Origin of the sequence: Pseudomonas serboccidentalis (genome assembly GCF_028830055.1) — a bacterium.
In the GTDB taxonomy this organism is placed as follows: Bacteria; Pseudomonadota; Gammaproteobacteria; order Pseudomonadales; family Pseudomonadaceae; genus Aquipseudomonas; species Aquipseudomonas serboccidentalis.
The window spans coordinates 5,703,773-5,718,684 of record NZ_CP101655.1; the positions used below are offsets into that span (position 1 = coordinate 5,703,773).

Genomic DNA, 14,912 nt, shown 5'->3' on the forward strand with positions numbered 1-14,912 from the left:
CCGCGATGCAATTGATCTGGCTGCGCAGCGACCTGCGCCAACATGACAACACCGCCCTCGCGGCCGCCGCAGCGCGCGGGCCGACGGTTGCCGTGTATCTGTTGAGCCCACGGCAGTGGCTGGAGCATGACGATGCCGCGTGCAAGGTCGATTTCTGGCTGCGCAATCTGCGTGAACTGAGCAGCGCCCTCGGCGAGCGGAACATCCCGTTGCTGATCCGCACCGCTGACCATTGGGATCAGGCCCCGGTGGTGCTAGTCGAGCTTTGCCGGCAACTGAACGTCGAGGCGGTGCACGTCAACGAAGAATACGGCGTCCACGAAAGCCGTCGCGATGCGGCGGTTGCCCAGGCCCTGAAAACCACAGGCATCGCCTTTCACAGTTACCTTGACCAACTGCTGTTCAAGCCCGGCACGGTACTGACCAAGACAGAGACCTACTTTCAGGTGTTCAGCCAGTTCCGCAAGGTCTGCTACGAACGCCTGCACCGCTCGGTGCCCGGGCTGATCAAAGCACCCGGCAAACAGGCGAAGCTGAACATCGACAGCGATCCGGTGCCTGCATCCGTCGAAGGTTTTGCAGCGCCGAGCGAATCATTACGCGCCCTGTGGCCTGCTGGCGAACAGCAAGCCCGGCGCCGACTCGACACCTTCGCCGACGCGCAGATCGACTACTACCAGAGCGAACGCGACTTCCCGGCCAAGCCCGGCACCAGTCAACTCTCGGCCTATCTGGCCGCCGGGGTGATCTCGCCGCGCCAATGCCTGCACGCCGCGCTGCAAAGCAATCAGGGCGAGTTCGACAGCGGCAAGGTCGGTGCGGTGACCTGGATCAACGAGCTGCTGTGGCGCGAGTTCTACAAGCACATTCTGGTCGGCTATCCACGGGTCTCGCGCCATCGCGCGTTTCGCCCGGAAACCGAGGCCGTGGCCTGGCGCAACGCGCCGGACGAACTGGCCGCGTGGCAAGAGGCACGCACCGGTTTGCCGATCATCGATGCGGCCATGCGCCAACTGCTGGAGACCGGCTGGATGCACAACCGCCTGCGGATGGTGGTGGCGATGTTCCTGACCAAAAACCTGCTGATCGACTGGCGAGAAGGCGAGCGTTTTTTCATGCGTCACCTGATCGACGGCGATCTGGCGGCGAACAACGGCGGCTGGCAGTGGAGCGCTTCGACCGGCACCGATTCGGCACCGTATTTCCGCATTTTCAACCCGCTGAGCCAATCGGAAAAATTCGACAGCGAAGGCCTGTTCATCAAGCACTGGTTGCCTGAGCTGGCCGGCCTGAACAAAAAGGAAGTACACAACCCGGCCAGCGTCGGCGGACTGTTCGGCGTTGCGGATTATCCGGCGCCGATCGTCAATCTCGGGGCTTCGCGCGAACGCGCGCTGGCGGCCTTCAAGAATCTGCCGTCGCGCTCGTCCATGGGAGAGGTCCATGAGTGAATTCCTGCGCCGCTTCGCCCGCCAGTTTGCCGAGTTGGACAAAGACAACCTGCAGCGTCTGGGCGAGCTTTACAGCGATGACATTCACTTCACCGACCCACTGCATGAAGTGCAAGGGCTGGCGCAACTGCGCCATTACTTCAGCGAGCTGTACGCCAACGTCAGCGAGCTGCGCTTCGACTTCCACGGCTTCGACCAGATCGGCGACTGTGAAGGTTACCTGCGCTGGGTCATGAGTTACCGTCACCCGCGCCTGGCGGGTGGCCGATTGATTCGCGTCGCCGGGTGTTCGCACCTGCTGTGGCGCGATAAGGTTTATCGCCACCGGGACTACTTCGATGCCGGGGCCATGCTGTATGAACATTTACCCGTATTGGGCCGCGTGATCGCTTGGCTGAAAAGGAGAATGGGATGAGTCGTACACCTCCACGGCGTTATTGGCTGACCGGTGCCAGCAGTGGCATCGGCGCAGCACTGGCCGAAGAGATTCTGAAAAGCGGCGCGCATCTGGCCGTCAGTTCGCGGCAAGTGGCACCGCTCAAAGTGCTGTCGCAACGCTATCCGGGGCAAGTGCTGGTGGTGGCGGGCGATTTGACCAACAGTCAGACCGTGCGCGAAATCGGTCAGCAGATCGAACGGGCCTGGGGCTCGCTCGACAGCGTGATCCTCAATGCCGGCACCTGCGAGTACGTTGACGCCCGACAGTTCGACGCGTCGATCATCGAACACGTGGTGCGCACCAACCTGCTCGCCAGCAGTTACTGCATCGAGGCCGCCCTGCCGCTGCTGCGCAACGGCACCACGCCGCATCTGGTCGGGATGGCCAGCTCCGTGACCTACCTGCCGCTACCTCGGGCCGAAGCCTATGGCGCGTCGAAGGCCGGGCTGCGCTACCTGTTTGAATCGCTGCGTATCGATCTCGCCATCGAGGGCATGGATGTCACGATCATCAGTCCAGGCTTCGTCGAAACCCCACTGACCGCCAGAAACGACTTCCCGATGCCGCTGAGCTGGCCTGCGGATAAAGCCGCACGGCACATCTTCGCCAAGCTCAAGGATCGCCCTCTGGAAATCGCTTTTCCGGCGCTGTTCATGGCGGCGTTGTGGCCACTGTCGATACTGCCCGACCGCCTGCAACTGGCGATTGGCAAGCGCATGGTGCGCAGCAGTCCGCCGCTGCGGGATCCAACGTGAAAATCGCCATTGTCGGCAGCGGAATCGCGGGCCTGACCTGCGCCTACCTGCTCAATCGCCGACACGACGTCACGGTGTTCGAGGCCAGCGACTGGGTCGGCGGCCACACGCACACCGTGCAGGTGACCGTCGATGGCCGCCCCTACAGCGTGGACACCGGCTTCATCGTGTTCAACGACTGGACTTATCCGAACTTCATCCGTTTGCTCGGCCAGCTCGGCGTGTCGTTCAAACCGACCGAAATGAGCTTTTCGGTGACCGACCCGGACACGGGCCTGGAATACAACGGTAACAACCTCAACAGCCTGTTCGCCCAGCGTCGCAACCTGCTGTCGCCGGGGTTCTGGGGCATGTTGCGCGACATCCTGCGTTTCAATAAAGAGGCCCAGCACGACCTCGCCGAACAACGGATCGGCGCCGACACCACGCTCGACGATTACCTCAAGGCCGGCGGTTATGGCGAACGCTTCATCCTGCATTACATCGTGCCGATGGGGTCGGCGATCTGGTCGATGTCGATGGCCGAGATGCTCAATTTCCCCCTGCAGTTCTTCGTGCGGTTCTTCAAGAACCATGGCCTGTTGTCGGTCAGTGATCGCCCGCAATGGCAGGTGATCGAGGGCGGTTCCAGCGCTTATGTTGCGCCGTTGACTGCTGCGTTCAACGATAAAATCCGCCTCAGTTGCCCGGTGACCCGCATCGATCGCGACGAGCACGGCGTGGTTATCCACAGCCCGGCCGGCATCGAGCGTTTCGACAAAGTGGTGCTCGCCTGCCACAGCGATCAAGCCCTGCAATTGCTGGCCATCCCCAGCCAGGCAGAACGGACGATTCTCGGTGCCCTGCCCTACGCCGACAACGAAGTGGTGCTGCACACCGACACCCGCCTGCTGCCCTCGCGCAAACTGGCCTGGGCCAGTTGGAACTATCGCTTGAGCGGCGCCGGCCATACGCATGCGGCCGTCACCTACGACATGAACATCCTGCAGGGGATTGCGAGCGACACCACGTTCTGTGTCAGCCTCAACCAGAGCGCCGGCATCAGCCCGTTCAAGGTGCTCGCCAAATACACCTACGCCCACCCGCAATTCAGCCTCGCGGCGCTAGCGGCACAGAACCGTTGGGCCGAACTGGACGGCCAGCAACACACCCACTTCTGCGGCGCCTACTGGGCCAACGGTTTTCATGAGGACGGCGTGGTCAGCGCGTTACGCGTGGCGGCCGCGTTCGGGGAAAGCTTATGAACAGCGCGCTGTACAGTGGCTGGATCGGCCATCGGCGCTTTGCGCCCAGACGCCATGAATTCCGTTACCGGATCGGTCTGCTGTACCTCGACCTGGCCGAGCAGGACGCCGTGTTCGAGCTGTCGGCGCTCGCCAGTCGCAGCCGCTTTGCGCCGTTTTCGTTTCGCGAAACCGACTACCTGAAAACCTTCACTGGCAGCGGCATGCGCCTGATCGATGCGGTGCGCCAACAGGTCGGCGCCGCCCTCGGCCATCAGCCGCAAGGTTCAGTCTGCCTGCTGACCCAACCGCGCAGTTGGGGCCTGGCCTTCAATCCGGTGAGCTTCTTTTATTGCCACGAGGCCGACGGGCAACTGGCGGCGATCCTCTGTGAAGTGACCAACACGCCGTGGCGTGAGCGTTATCACTACGTGCTGCCGGCCCGCGCACCGGTCAATCTGCAGGACTTTCACCAGCACTTCGCGGTGGCCAAGGCTTTTCACGTCTCGCCGTTCCTGCCGCGCGATCTTGAGTACCGCATGAGTTTCAGTCCGGCCGCGCAGAACCTCGGCGTGCACATGGCCGACTGGCAGGGCGAGCAAAAACTGTTCGACGCCACGCTGAACCTGCAGCGCGAGCCCCTCGACCGCCGCAGCCTGCACCGCTACTTGTGGCGTTTTCCGTGGATGACCGCGAAAACCGCTCTGGCGATTTATTGGCAAGCCCTGCGCCTGTTGCTCAAGCGCGCACCGATTTTTGCTCATCAGGCTGCCGAGGGCAGCTTTCAAACTGCCACTGTGCCGCCCAAGGAGCAGCGCCATGAAATCCTCTAGCCTGTCAGTCAATCGCTTTAACACCAACGGTTTGACCGGCTCGCTGCTGCGGCGCGGCGTGCTGCGCCAATTGGGCCAACTCAAGCACGGCCAATTGCTGCTGATCGAGGACGGCGAACAAATGCTGTTCGGTACTCCGGGCAGTGCGTTGCTGGGCGAAATCCACATACAGGACCCGGCCGCCTGGGGCATGGTCGCCAGCAACGGCTCGATCGGCGCGGGCGAGGCGTTCATTCATGGCTACTGGAGCTCACCGGACCTGACCGCCGTGGTGCGGGTGTTCGTCAGCAATCTTGAAGTACTGGATGCGATGGAGGGCGGTCTGGCCCGCCTCAGCCGGCCGCTGGTGCAAGGTTTGCATTGGCTCAACCGCAATACGCGCAAGGGTTCGCAGAAAAACATTGCCGCGCACTATGATCTGGGCAACGACCTGTTCGAACAGTTTCTCGACCCGACCATGATGTATTCGGCAGCGCAATTCCTCACCCCCGAGGACAGCCTGGAACAGGCACAACTGAACAAACTGGAACGGATCTGCCAGAAACTCGCGCTCAAACCCAGTGATCACCTGCTGGAAATCGGTACCGGCTGGGGCAGCATGGCGCTTTACGCCGCACAGCATTACGGTTGCCATGTCACCACCACGACGCTGTCGAAAGAGCAGTACGCGTTTACCGCCCGGCGCATCGAGGCGCTGGGGTTGCAGGAGCGGGTGACGCTGCTGCTCAAGGACTACCGCGACCTCACCGGTGAGTACGACAAACTGGTATCGATCGAGATGATCGAAGCGGTCGGTCATCGCTTCCTGCCGACTTACTTCAAGCAGTGCGCGCACCTGCTCAAGAGCAACGGCCTGATGCTGTTGCAGGCGATCACCATCCGCGAGCAGCGTTATGAACAGGCACGGCGCGGCGTCGATTTCATCCAGCGTTACATCTTCCCCGGCGGCGCCCTGCCCTGCGTGCAGAAAATGCTGGAGATCGTCAGCCGTGACACCGACATGAACCTGCTGCACATGGAAGATTTCGGCCTGCATTACGCCCGTACCCTGCGCCTGTGGCACGAGAACTTCCGGCGCGCCCATGGCCGGTTGAGCGAGTTGGGTTACGACGATTACTTCCTGCGGCTGTGGGAGTTTTACCTGTGCTACTGCGAAGGCGGGTTCCTGGAACGCACCATCGGCACCGCACAATTGCTCCTGGCCAAACCGGCAGCGATGCCCGCGCCGCTGCTCGGGCGCTTCGATGCTTGAGCGACTGGCCAATGCCGTGCTGTTTCAGGTCGGCTGGCTGGCCTGTGTCATCGGCGGCAACAGTCTGTGGTTGTTGTTGGCGCTGGCGGTGCTGGTGATCCATCTGGGCTGGATCAGCAGTTGGGCGGTGGAAGGTCGTTTGATCCTCAGCGTAGTGATTGTCGGCACGGCGGTGGACAGCCTATTGCGCGCTGCCGGCGTGTTCGCATTTCAAGACCTGTCACCCCTGATTCCGCTGTGGCTGATGCTGCTCTGGGCCTTGCTCGCCACCACCCTGCGCCACTGCCTGCAATGGAGCGCCCGGCCATGGTGGCTGGCCAGCGCACTCGGTGCGGTGGGCGGTGCGTTGTCTTACTACGGGGGCGGACGCCTGGCCGGGGTGCAATTTCCTTACGGCGAATGGCCGACGCTGATCGGCATCGGTCTGCTGTGGGCGCTGCTGTTTCCGTTATTGCATGCCATGGCGCGGCGTCTGAGCCACTGAGCGTCTGTCAGGCCTTTCACACAGCCAACGGCCACTGCCTTACACTGCCGCCATGAAAACCATTCCCCACCATCAAATCGCCGAACCTGCGGTCACCTGCTCAACCTGCGCAGCGTGCTGCTGTCAGCTCGAAGTGATGCTGATCACCGACACCGGCGTGCCTGAGCGCTTTATCGATACCGATGAGTGGGGCGGAGAAGTCATGCTGCGTCTGGACGACGGCTGGTGCGCGGCGCTGGATCGCGACAGCATGATGTGCACGATCTACGAGAAACGTCCGCTGATCTGTCGCGAATTCGAAATGGGCGCGCCGGAATGCATTGAAGAACGCAAAGGCATTGCCACGGCCTACCGCTGATTTAAAGCAAAAGATCGCAGCCTTCGGCAGCTCCTGCATGGGAATGATTTCTCCTGTAGGAGCTGCCGAAGGCTGCGATCTTTTGATCTTTTTTACAGCGGCATCGTGTAATGCAGCGAGTAGCTTTCTACACCATCGTTACTGCTGGCCAGGCCGGCGTTGGAATAGTGCGTTGCACGAATCCCGACTTCATGCCCGCCATTAAAGCGCAGACCAAAACCGAAACGGTCTTCGAACTGGAAAGAGCCGCCGAGGTTGTTGTTCTCATAGTGGGTGTTGGAGAACGCTGCCACACCAATCCCCGCTTCAACATACGGTTTGACCGACTGGCCGGCGAACTCGTAAACGAATACCGGCGAGAACGACAGGCTGTTGTTGCTGGAAGTTTTGTCGCCTTCCCAATAGGTGTAAGCACCGCTCCAGTAACCGGTCAGGCGACCGACGTCACTTTGCAGCCAGCTCTTGTCCCAATCGAAATTCATGCCCAGGCGATACGTCATCGTCGAATCGCTGGTCGCACCCACCGCAAACTCGACGCCTGCCGCTTGTGCGGTAAAACTTTGCCCCATCAGTGCAGCCGCAATCGCGGCCAAGCAGAATAGTCGCTTCACGTTGAAACTTCCTTTTCCGGAACGATCGTTTGGTTTTCTAAGTAACTCAGCCGTATAGAAATCAGCGTTTGATCAGAAGTTCAGCTGACTTTTTAGATATTTCACACTTTTTTTACAAGGTGAATTTTTCGACGTCACCGGCAACTTGGCCCAGCAGGGGCAGGGTCTTGCGAAAGGACTCGGGGTTGGCGCTGGTCCAGAATCTGACCGGGCGGTTCGGCCCCTCGGCGAGCAGGTCTCGTTCGGCCAGCAGCCGCTGCAATTGGCGGGCAACGGCGGCACCGGTGTCGATCAGACTGATGCTCTCGGGGATCATCGTCTTGAGCATCGGCTTGAGAAACGGATAGTGGGTGCAGCCCAGGATGATCGTGTCGCAACCGTTGGCCAGCAGCGGATCGACATAGTGTTTGAGCAATGCGCGCAACTCGGCGCTGTGCAGATCACCGCTTTCAATCAGCTCAACCAGACCGGGACACGGCTGGGTGATGACTCGCACATCCGTGGCGAACCGGTCGAGCAACGCGGCGAACTTGGCGCTCTGCAACGTGCCGGTGGTGGCGAGCACGCCAACCACGCCACTACGAGTGGCGGCGGCAGCGGGTTTGACCGCCGGCTCCATGCCAACGATCGGCCAGTCGGGAAAATCCCGGCGCAGATCGGCAACAGCCGCCACCGTGGCGGTATTGCAGGCAATGACCAGGGCCTTGGCACCCTGCTCGCGGAAAAATCCGGCCATCACGTTACAACGCTGGCGGATGAACTCGGGGGATTTCTCGCCGTAGGGAATGTGCCCGCAATCGGCGAAATACAGCAGTGACTCATGGGGCAGCAAACGCTGGATCTCGGCCAATACCGACAAGCCGCCGACACCGGAATCGAACACCGCGATCGGTGCTTCACGCATGGTTCGAACCACAGACGCTGCAACCGGGGTCGCGCTTGACCCGCAATTCACGGAAGCGCGAGCCCAACGCATCGATCAGCAGCAAGCGACCCACCAGCGGCTCGCCGAAGCCGACCAGCACCTTCAACGCTTCCAGCGCCTGCAGACTGCCGACCAGCCCTACCAGTGGCCCGACCACACCGGCTTCGCTGCAGGTCAGCTCGGCCTCGCTGCCATGCCCGTACAGGCAGTGGTAGCACGGACTTTCCGGGCGGCGCGGGTCAAACACCGACAACTGCCCTTCCAGGCGAATCGCCGCACCACTGACCAAGGGTTTGCGCGCCGCCACGCAGGCGGCGTTGACCGCTTCGCGGGTGGAGAAATTGTCGGAGCAGTCGAGCACCAGATCCACCGCTGTCACCGCGGCGGCCAGCGAGTCCGCGTCCAGCGCCTGGCGATGGGCAGCCAGTTGAATCTCGGGATTGATCGCGCTCAGACGCTTGAGCGCCGAGTCGACCTTGCTCATGCCGACGCTGTCGGTGTCATGGATGATCTGGCGTTGCAGGTTGGTCAGATCGACCGTGTCGAAATCCGCCAAGTGCAGCTCACCGACACCGGCCGCTGCCAGATACAGCGCAACCGGCGCGCCGAGACCGCCAAGGCCGACGATCAGCACGCGGCTGTCCTTGAGCTTCAGTTGCCCGTCGATATCGATGTGTTGCAGCAGAATCTGCCGGCTATAGCGCAGCAATTCCTGATCATTCAGCACGGCAGACGCCCCAGGCTGATCCGTTGATGGCCGCCCAGATCGGTACGGCTGTGGACTTCTTCGAAACCGTGGGTCAGCAACAGATCGCGCACGGCCTCGGCTTGATCATAGCCGTGTTCGAGCATCAGCCAGCCACCGGCTTCAAGATGGCCCGGGGCCTGGGCGACGATCAGGCGCAGATCGTCGAGCCCGTCGACACCGGCGACCAGTGCGCTGGCCGGTTCGAAGCGCACATCGCCTTCGACCAGATGCGGGTCGGCGGCAGCGATGTACGGCGGGTTGCTGATAATCAGATTGAAGCGCTGGCCTTCGAGAGCGCTGAACCAGTGGCTGTTCAGCACCGTGGCGTTGCTCAGATTCAAGCGCTGGCGATTGCGTTCGGCGAGGGCCACGGCCTCCAGCACGCGATCCACCGCCGTGACCTTCCACGCCGGGCGTTCACTGGCCAGGGCCAGGGCAATCGCGCCGCTGCCGGTGCCCAGATCAAGAACTGTCGCCGGCGTTGCCGCCAGCAGCTCCAGCGCGGCCTCTACCAGCAATTCGGTGTCGGGACGCGGAATCAGGGTGTGCGGCGCGACTTCCAGGTCGAGTTTCCAGAAACCCTGCTGACCAAGGATGTAGGCCACTGGCTCACCGCTGCGACGTCGCTGCAGGTACTCGGTAAAAACCAGCACCGCTTCGCTGGGCACAATGCGCTCGGGCCAGGTGTGCAGGAAACTGCGCGGTTTGCCCAGTGCCGCCGCCAGCAGCAACTCGGCATCCAGACGCGCCGTGGGCGAGTCCGGCAGTTCGGCGGCGCGCAACAGGCTGGCAATGATGGTCATTTATTCACCTATCGCTGCAAGTTGGTCGGCCTGGTACTCGGCCAGCAAAGGCTCGATCACCGCTTCAACGCCACCGGCGAGAATTTCGTCAAGGGAGTACAGGGTCAGGTTGACGCGATGGTCTGTGACCCGGCCCTGGGCAAAGTTGTAAGTACGGATGCGCTCGGAACGATCACCGGAACCGACGAGCAATTTACGCTCGCTGGCAATCGCATTGGCCGCCGCAGCGGTCTGCTGATCGTTGAGCTTGGCCGCCAGCCACGCCATCGCCCGCGCACGGTTCTTGTGCTGGGAACGTTCTTCCTGACACTCGACGACGGTGCCGGTCGGTATGTGGGTGATGCGGATCGCCGAGTCGGTGGTGTTGACGTGCTGACCACCGGCCCCGGAGGAGCGGTAGGTGTCGACGCGCAAATCCGCCGGGTTGATCTCGATGGCTTCGCGCTCGTCCGGCTCGGGCAACACCGCCACGGTGCAGGCCGAGGTGTGGATACGGCCCTGGGATTCGGTAGCGGGTACACGTTGTACGCGGTGCGCGCCGGATTCGAATTTCAGCTTGCCGTAAACGTTGTCGCCTTCAATGCGGGCGATGACTTCTTTATAGCCACCGTGTTCGCCTTCGTTTTCCGACAGGATTTCCACGCGCCAGCCACGACGTTCGGCGTAACGCGAGTACATGCGGAACAGGTCGCCAGAGAAGATCGCCGCCTCGTCGCCACCGGTGCCGGCGCGGATTTCGAGGAACACGTTGCGCCCGTCGTTCGGGTCCTTGGGTAACAACATGCGTTGCAGGTCGGATTCCAGCGTGATCAACAACTCTTTGGCTTCGCGCACTTCTTCCACGGCCATTTCACGCATGTCCGGGTCGCTGTCCTTGAGCAGCGCCTGCGCGCCTTCAAGATCGCTTTGTACGCCGAGCAGCTTTTTATACGCTTGTACGACCGGCTCGAGTTCGGCGTATTCCTTGGAATAGGCACGGAATTTGGTTTGATCGGAAATGACTTCGCCGTCGCCGAGCAACGCGGTCAGTTCCTCGAAACGGTCCTGGAGGATGTCCAGCTTATTGAGCAGTGACGCTTTCATTGCGGTTTTTTATCCGAAAAGCTATCCGGTGAGCCCTCGAGGGCAAAGAGTTCCTGGGCCATGGCCAGCGCATCGAGGCGGCCTTCGGCAGAAAGCTTTTTCAGTTGCACGCTGGGCGCATGCAACAGTTTATTGGTCAGGCCGCGGGCCAGTTGCCCGAGCACCTCTTCGGCGTTGCCGCCGTTGGCCAGCAGACGCAGGGCTTTTTGCAGCTCTTCGTCACGCAGGCGTTCGCTCTGTTGCCGATAGGCCTTGAGCACATCGACCGCCGCCAGCTCTCGCAGGCGCACCATGAAATCGTCGGCGCCGACCGAAACCATCTCTTCGGCCGCCTGGGCTGCGCCCTGGCGACTCTTGAGGTTTTCGGCGACCACTTCGTGCAGATCGTCGACGCTGTAGAGGTAAACGTCGTCGAGTTCGCCGACTTCCGGCTCGATGTCTCGCGGTACGGCAATGTCGACCATGAAAATCGGCTTGTGCTTGCGCTGCTTCAACGCACTTTCCACCGCGCCCTTGCCGAGGATCGGCAACTGACTGGCGGTCGAACTGATCACGATATCGCTGCGCACCAGCTCCGCCGGAATGTCCGAGAGCAGCACCGCGTGGGCGCCGAACTGCTCGGCCAGCAGGCTGGCGCGCTCCAGCGTACGGTTGGCGACCACGATGCGCTTGACCCCCAGCTCATGCAAATGGCGGGCGACCAGGGTGATGGTCTCGCCGGCGCCGATCAGCAGGGCCTGGCTGCGTTGCAGGTCGCTGAAAATCTGTTTGGCCAGGCTGACCGCGGCAAACGCCACGGACACCGGGTTTTCGCCAATGGCGGTATCGGTGCGCACCTGTTTGGCGGCATTGAACGTCGCTTGAAACAGCCGTCCCAGCAGCGGGCCGATGGTGCCGGCCTCGCGGGCCACGGCGTAGGCCGATTTCATCTGACCGAGAATCTGCGGTTCGCCCAACACCAGCGAGTCGAGCCCGGAGGCGACACGCATCATGTGACGAACTGCCGCATCATCTTCGTGCACATAGGCACTCGCGCGCAGCTCATCAAGGCTTAAATGGTGATAGTCAGCCAGCCAGCGCAGCACGAGATCAGCTGAAAGCTGGTCCTGTTCTATATAAAGCTCACTGCGATTGCAGGTGGAGAGGATCGCAGCTTCGCGGCTGTCGGTGAGTCGGCAGAGCTGCTGCAAGGCCTCAACCAACTGCTCAGGGGTAAAGGCCACGCGCTCGCGGACGTCTACTGAAGCAGTCTTGTGGTTAATACCGAGTGCAAGGAAGGCCATTCAAGGTCGCTGATGGTGACGTGAAGCCGGCAATTGTCCTACTTCGTCAGATCCAGAACAACTATTGGATATCTATCGCCCTTATTGTATCCACTGCCTGCTGCGATCCATTCTCGTTCATGTACACATCGCCCCCCCGTAGGAGCTGCCGCAGGCTGCGATCTTTTGATTCTGGTTTTGCGAATCAGAAGCAAGATCAAAAGATCCCAGCCTGAGGCAGCTCCTACAGGGGATAGCGTAAATTGCCTGAGCGGTTATGTTTGGCCGAAGGCTTGTGTCATGATGATCCGACCGCAGGTTAGTCGTCCTTCTCCTATATGAATAGATCTTCCGCGTTGCTCCTTGCTTTTGTCTTCCTCAGCGGCTGCCAGGCCTTGGCCCCCGTTTCGCCGGACGGTACTCCGCCGGTCGAAGACACCACGCCCACGCCTGAAAAGCCCAAGGTTTACAGCTCGTTCAGCGAGGAAACCGTTTTCAGTCTGTTGAGCGCCGAACTCGCCGGCCAGCGCAATCGCTTCGACATTGCCCTGGACAACTACGTGACCCAGGCCATCAATACCCAGGATCCAGGTGTTTCCGAGCGCGCGTTCCGCATCGCCGAATACCTGGGCGCCGACCAGCCTGCGCTGGATACCGCGCTGATCTGGGCAAAAAACGCCCCCGACGACCTCGAAGCGCAACGCGCCGCCGCCGTGCAACTGGCCCGCGCCGGGCGTTATGACGACTCCATGGTCTATATGGAGAAAGTCCTGCAGGGCAAGGGCGACACCCATTTCGACTTCCTCGCGCTGTCGGCAGCCGACACCGATCAGGAAACCCGCAACGGTCTGATGAAAAGTTTCGACCGTCTGCTGCAGCGCCACCCGAAGAACAGTCAGCTGATTTTCGGCAAGGCTCTGCTGCTGCAACAGGACGGCGACAATAAAGCCGCATTGACCCTGCTCGAAGACAACCCGCCGGAAGAAGGCGAGATCGCACCGATTCTGCTGCGCGCGCGCCTGCTACAAACCATGAATCGTGGCGACGAAGCCCTGCCGCTGCTGCGCAAAAGCATCAAGAAATACCCGGACGACAAGCGCCTGCGCCTGACCTATGCGCGCACGCTGGTCGAACAGGACCGGATGGACGACGCCAAGGTCGAGTTCTCCACCCTCGTTCAGCAATACCCCGAAGACGATGAACTGCGTTACTCGCTGGCGCTGGTGTGCCTGGAAGCCAAGGCCTGGGACGAGGCCAAGGGTTATCTGGAAGACCTGATCGCCCGGGAAAGCCACGTCGATTCGGCGCACCTGAACCTCGGTCGCATCGCTGAAGAGCGCAACGACCCGCAGGGCGCGCTGATCGAATACGCCCAGGTCGGCCCGGGCAATGACTATCTGCCGGCGCAACTGCGTCAGGCCGATATCCTGATGAACAACGGCAAGACCGCCGAAGCGCAAAGCAAACTGGCAACCGAGCGCGACGCGCAACCGGATTACGCGATCCAGCTGTACCTGATCGAATCCGAAACCCTGTCGGCCAACAAACACGACGACAAGGCCTGGAAAGTCTTGCAGCAAGCCCTGCTGCAATACCCGGATGACCTGAATCTGCTCTACACCCGGGCCATGCTCGCGGAAAAACGCAATGACCTGGCGCAGATGGAAAAAGACCTGCGTCTGATCATCAAGCGTGACCCGGACAACGCCATGGCGCTCAACGCCCTGGGTTACACCCTGTCCGATCGCACCACCCGCTATGCGGAAGCCAAGGCGCTGATCGAACAGGCGCACCAGATCAATCCGGAAGATCCGGCGGTACTCGACAGCCTCGGCTGGGTGAACTTCCGCATGGGCAATCTGGACGACGCCGAGAAATATCTGCGTCAGGCACTGGAGCGTTTCCCTGACCACGAAGTCGCCGCGCACCTGGGCGAAGTGCTGTGGACCAAGGGTAATCAGCGTGAAGCCAAGCAAATCTGGGGCAAGTTCCTCAAGGATCAGCCCGACAGCACCATCCTGCGCAGCACCATCAAGCGCCTGACCGGATCCGAGACTCTTTAACTCATGTTTTTGCGCCACGTCATTGTTTTCAGCTTCATCGCCCTGCTCGCCGGTTGCGCGGGCTTCGGCGCTCGCGAATCGGTCGAGGGCCACGGCAGTCCGGCTCAATGGGCCGCGAACAAACAACAGCTGACCGGCCTCGACGGCTGGCAGATCGACGGCAAGATCGGCATCCGCGCACCGAAAGATTCCGGTAGCGGCACGCTGTTCTGGCTGCAGCGTCAGGACTATTACGACATTCGTCTGTCCGGCCCGCTGGGTCGTGGCGCGGCACGTCTGACCGGGCGTCCGGGCAAGGTCTCGCTGGAAGTCGCCAATCAGGGTCGCTATGACTCCGAGTCGCCGGAATCGCTGCTCGAAGAGCAACTCGGCTGGAAACTGCCGGTATCGAATCTGGCCTGGTGGGTCCGCGGCCTGCCGGCGCCAAGCAGCAAAAGCCGTCTGACCCTCGATAACGACAGCCGCCTGGCCAATCTGGAACAGGATGGCTGGCAGGTCGAGTACCTCAGCTACGCCGAGCAGAACGGTTACTGGCTGCCCGAGCGAATCAAACTGCACGGCACCGACCTTGACGTGACGCTGGTGATCAAGACCTGGCAACCGCGTAAATTGGGGCAGTAAG

General features: G+C 61.3%; 16 protein-coding genes. 10 read left to right on the top strand and 6 right to left on the bottom strand.

Annotated features, from left to right (window positions below; genetic code table 11):
- Positions 1-5: 5 nt before the first annotated feature.
- The 8 genes from phrB to NN484_RS26015 are packed head-to-tail and all read left to right on the top strand — an operon-like array spanning position 6 to position 6,795.
- Positions 6-1,451 carry a deoxyribodipyrimidine photo-lyase gene (phrB, locus tag NN484_RS25980; protein ID WP_274658281.1) on the top strand — a complete coding sequence of 482 codons (1,446 nt, stop codon included), beginning with the start codon at positions 6-8 and terminating at the stop codon, positions 1,449-1,451.
- Positions 1,444-1,866 (top strand): nuclear transport factor 2 family protein, encoded by a 423-nt coding sequence (locus tag NN484_RS25985; RefSeq protein ID WP_003228136.1) that lies wholly within the window; start codon positions 1,444-1,446, stop codon positions 1,864-1,866. Before phrB ends, NN484_RS25985 begins: the two co-directional genes overlap by 8 nt.
- The gene (locus NN484_RS25990) at positions 1,863-2,645 is read left to right on the top strand and encodes an SDR family NAD(P)-dependent oxidoreductase (RefSeq protein WP_215502380.1); all 783 of its coding nucleotides are present in this window, start codon (positions 1,863-1,865) and stop codon (positions 2,643-2,645) included. Before NN484_RS25985 ends, NN484_RS25990 begins: the two co-directional genes overlap by 4 nt.
- Positions 2,642-3,889, top strand: a complete 1,248-nt coding sequence (locus NN484_RS25995; protein ID WP_274658282.1) for an NAD(P)/FAD-dependent oxidoreductase — start codon at positions 2,642-2,644, stop codon at positions 3,887-3,889. The genes NN484_RS25990 and NN484_RS25995 overlap by 4 nt, the downstream gene beginning before the upstream one ends.
- Entirely contained in the window at positions 3,886-4,701 is an 816-nt protein-coding gene (locus tag NN484_RS26000; RefSeq protein ID WP_215502381.1) for a DUF1365 domain-containing protein, read from the top strand. Before NN484_RS25995 ends, NN484_RS26000 begins: the two co-directional genes overlap by 4 nt.
- The gene (locus tag NN484_RS26005) at positions 4,688-5,953 is read left to right on the top strand and encodes an SAM-dependent methyltransferase (protein ID WP_127652392.1); all 1,266 of its coding nucleotides are present in this window, start codon (positions 4,688-4,690) and stop codon (positions 5,951-5,953) included. The genes NN484_RS26000 and NN484_RS26005 overlap by 14 nt, the downstream gene beginning before the upstream one ends.
- Positions 5,946-6,437 carry a DUF2878 domain-containing protein gene (locus NN484_RS26010; protein ID WP_215502382.1) on the top strand — a complete coding sequence of 164 codons (492 nt, stop codon included), beginning with the start codon at positions 5,946-5,948 and terminating at the stop codon, positions 6,435-6,437. The genes NN484_RS26005 and NN484_RS26010 overlap by 8 nt, the downstream gene beginning before the upstream one ends.
- Before the next feature lie 52 nt (positions 6,438-6,489).
- Positions 6,490-6,795, top strand: a complete 306-nt coding sequence (locus NN484_RS26015) for a YkgJ family cysteine cluster protein (RefSeq protein WP_127652394.1) — start codon at positions 6,490-6,492, stop codon at positions 6,793-6,795.
- A gap of 92 nt (positions 6,796-6,887) precedes the next feature.
- On the opposite strand, the gene NN484_RS26020 is transcribed toward NN484_RS26015, so the two are convergent.
- From NN484_RS26020 to hemA, 6 genes are all read right to left on the bottom strand, one after another.
- Complete coding sequence (locus tag NN484_RS26020; RefSeq protein ID WP_127652395.1) at positions 6,888-7,406, bottom strand: acyloxyacyl hydrolase; 519 nt, start codon at positions 7,404-7,406, stop codon at positions 6,888-6,890.
- A gap of 112 nt (positions 7,407-7,518) precedes the next feature.
- Entirely contained in the window at positions 7,519-8,310 is a 792-nt protein-coding gene (gene murI, locus NN484_RS26025) for a glutamate racemase (RefSeq protein ID WP_215502383.1), read from the bottom strand.
- Complete coding sequence (locus NN484_RS26030) at positions 8,303-9,058, bottom strand: molybdopterin-synthase adenylyltransferase MoeB (RefSeq protein ID WP_274658283.1); 756 nt, start codon at positions 9,056-9,058, stop codon at positions 8,303-8,305. The genes murI and NN484_RS26030 overlap by 8 nt, the downstream gene beginning before the upstream one ends.
- Positions 9,052-9,882, bottom strand: a complete 831-nt coding sequence (gene prmC, locus NN484_RS26035; RefSeq protein ID WP_215502385.1) for a peptide chain release factor N(5)-glutamine methyltransferase — start codon at positions 9,880-9,882, stop codon at positions 9,052-9,054. The genes NN484_RS26030 and prmC overlap by 7 nt, the downstream gene beginning before the upstream one ends.
- Positions 9,883-10,965 carry a peptide chain release factor 1 gene (prfA, locus tag NN484_RS26040; RefSeq protein ID WP_127652399.1) on the bottom strand — a complete coding sequence of 361 codons (1,083 nt, stop codon included), beginning with the start codon at positions 10,963-10,965 and terminating at the stop codon, positions 9,883-9,885.
- Positions 10,962-12,248, bottom strand: coding sequence for a glutamyl-tRNA reductase (gene hemA, locus NN484_RS26045; RefSeq protein WP_127652400.1), 1,287 nt, complete (start codon positions 12,246-12,248; stop codon positions 10,962-10,964). The genes prfA and hemA overlap by 4 nt, the downstream gene beginning before the upstream one ends.
- A 317-nt stretch (positions 12,249-12,565) precedes the next feature.
- Here hemA and NN484_RS26050 point away from each other — a divergent pair, with 317 nt between their 5' ends.
- Positions 12,566-14,290, top strand: coding sequence for a tetratricopeptide repeat protein (locus NN484_RS26050; protein ID WP_127652401.1), 1,725 nt, complete (start codon positions 12,566-12,568; stop codon positions 14,288-14,290).
- Positions 14,291-14,293: 3 nt separating this feature from the next.
- Complete coding sequence (lolB, locus tag NN484_RS26055) at positions 14,294-14,911, top strand: lipoprotein insertase outer membrane protein LolB (protein ID WP_127652402.1); 618 nt, start codon at positions 14,294-14,296, stop codon at positions 14,909-14,911.
- The last annotated feature ends 1 nt before the right edge of the window (position 14,912 follow it).

What these genes read in the sequence shown, in the direction of transcription:
- phrB (WP_274658281.1), top strand. Translation starts at nt 6, where the DNA reads ATGCAATTGATCTGGCTGCGCAGCGACCTGCGCCAACATGACAACACC.
- NN484_RS25985 (WP_003228136.1), top strand. Translation starts at nt 1,444, where the DNA reads ATGAGTGAATTCCTGCGCCGCTTCGCCCGCCAGTTTGCCGAGTTGGAC.
- NN484_RS25990 (WP_215502380.1), top strand. Translation starts at nt 1,863, where the DNA reads ATGAGTCGTACACCTCCACGGCGTTATTGGCTGACCGGTGCCAGCAGT.
- NN484_RS26000 (WP_215502381.1), top strand. Translation starts at nt 3,886, where the DNA reads ATGAACAGCGCGCTGTACAGTGGCTGGATCGGCCATCGGCGCTTTGCG.
- NN484_RS26005 (WP_127652392.1), top strand. Translation starts at nt 4,688, where the DNA reads ATGAAATCCTCTAGCCTGTCAGTCAATCGCTTTAACACCAACGGTTTG.
- NN484_RS26010 (WP_215502382.1), top strand. Translation starts at nt 5,946, where the DNA reads ATGCTTGAGCGACTGGCCAATGCCGTGCTGTTTCAGGTCGGCTGGCTG.
- NN484_RS26015 (WP_127652394.1), top strand. Translation starts at nt 6,490, where the DNA reads ATGAAAACCATTCCCCACCATCAAATCGCCGAACCTGCGGTCACCTGC.
- murI (WP_215502383.1), bottom strand. Translation starts at nt 8,310, where the DNA reads ATGCGTGAAGCACCGATCGCGGTGTTCGATTCCGGTGTCGGCGGCTTG.
- prmC (WP_215502385.1), bottom strand. Translation starts at nt 9,882, where the DNA reads ATGACCATCATTGCCAGCCTGTTGCGCGCCGCCGAACTGCCGGACTCG.
- prfA (WP_127652399.1), bottom strand. Translation starts at nt 10,965, where the DNA reads ATGAAAGCGTCACTGCTCAATAAGCTGGACATCCTCCAGGACCGTTTC.
- hemA (WP_127652400.1), bottom strand. Translation starts at nt 12,248, where the DNA reads ATGGCCTTCCTTGCACTCGGTATTAACCACAAGACTGCTTCAGTAGAC.
- NN484_RS26050 (WP_127652401.1), top strand. Translation starts at nt 12,566, where the DNA reads ATGAATAGATCTTCCGCGTTGCTCCTTGCTTTTGTCTTCCTCAGCGGC.
- lolB (WP_127652402.1), top strand. Translation starts at nt 14,294, where the DNA reads ATGTTTTTGCGCCACGTCATTGTTTTCAGCTTCATCGCCCTGCTCGCC.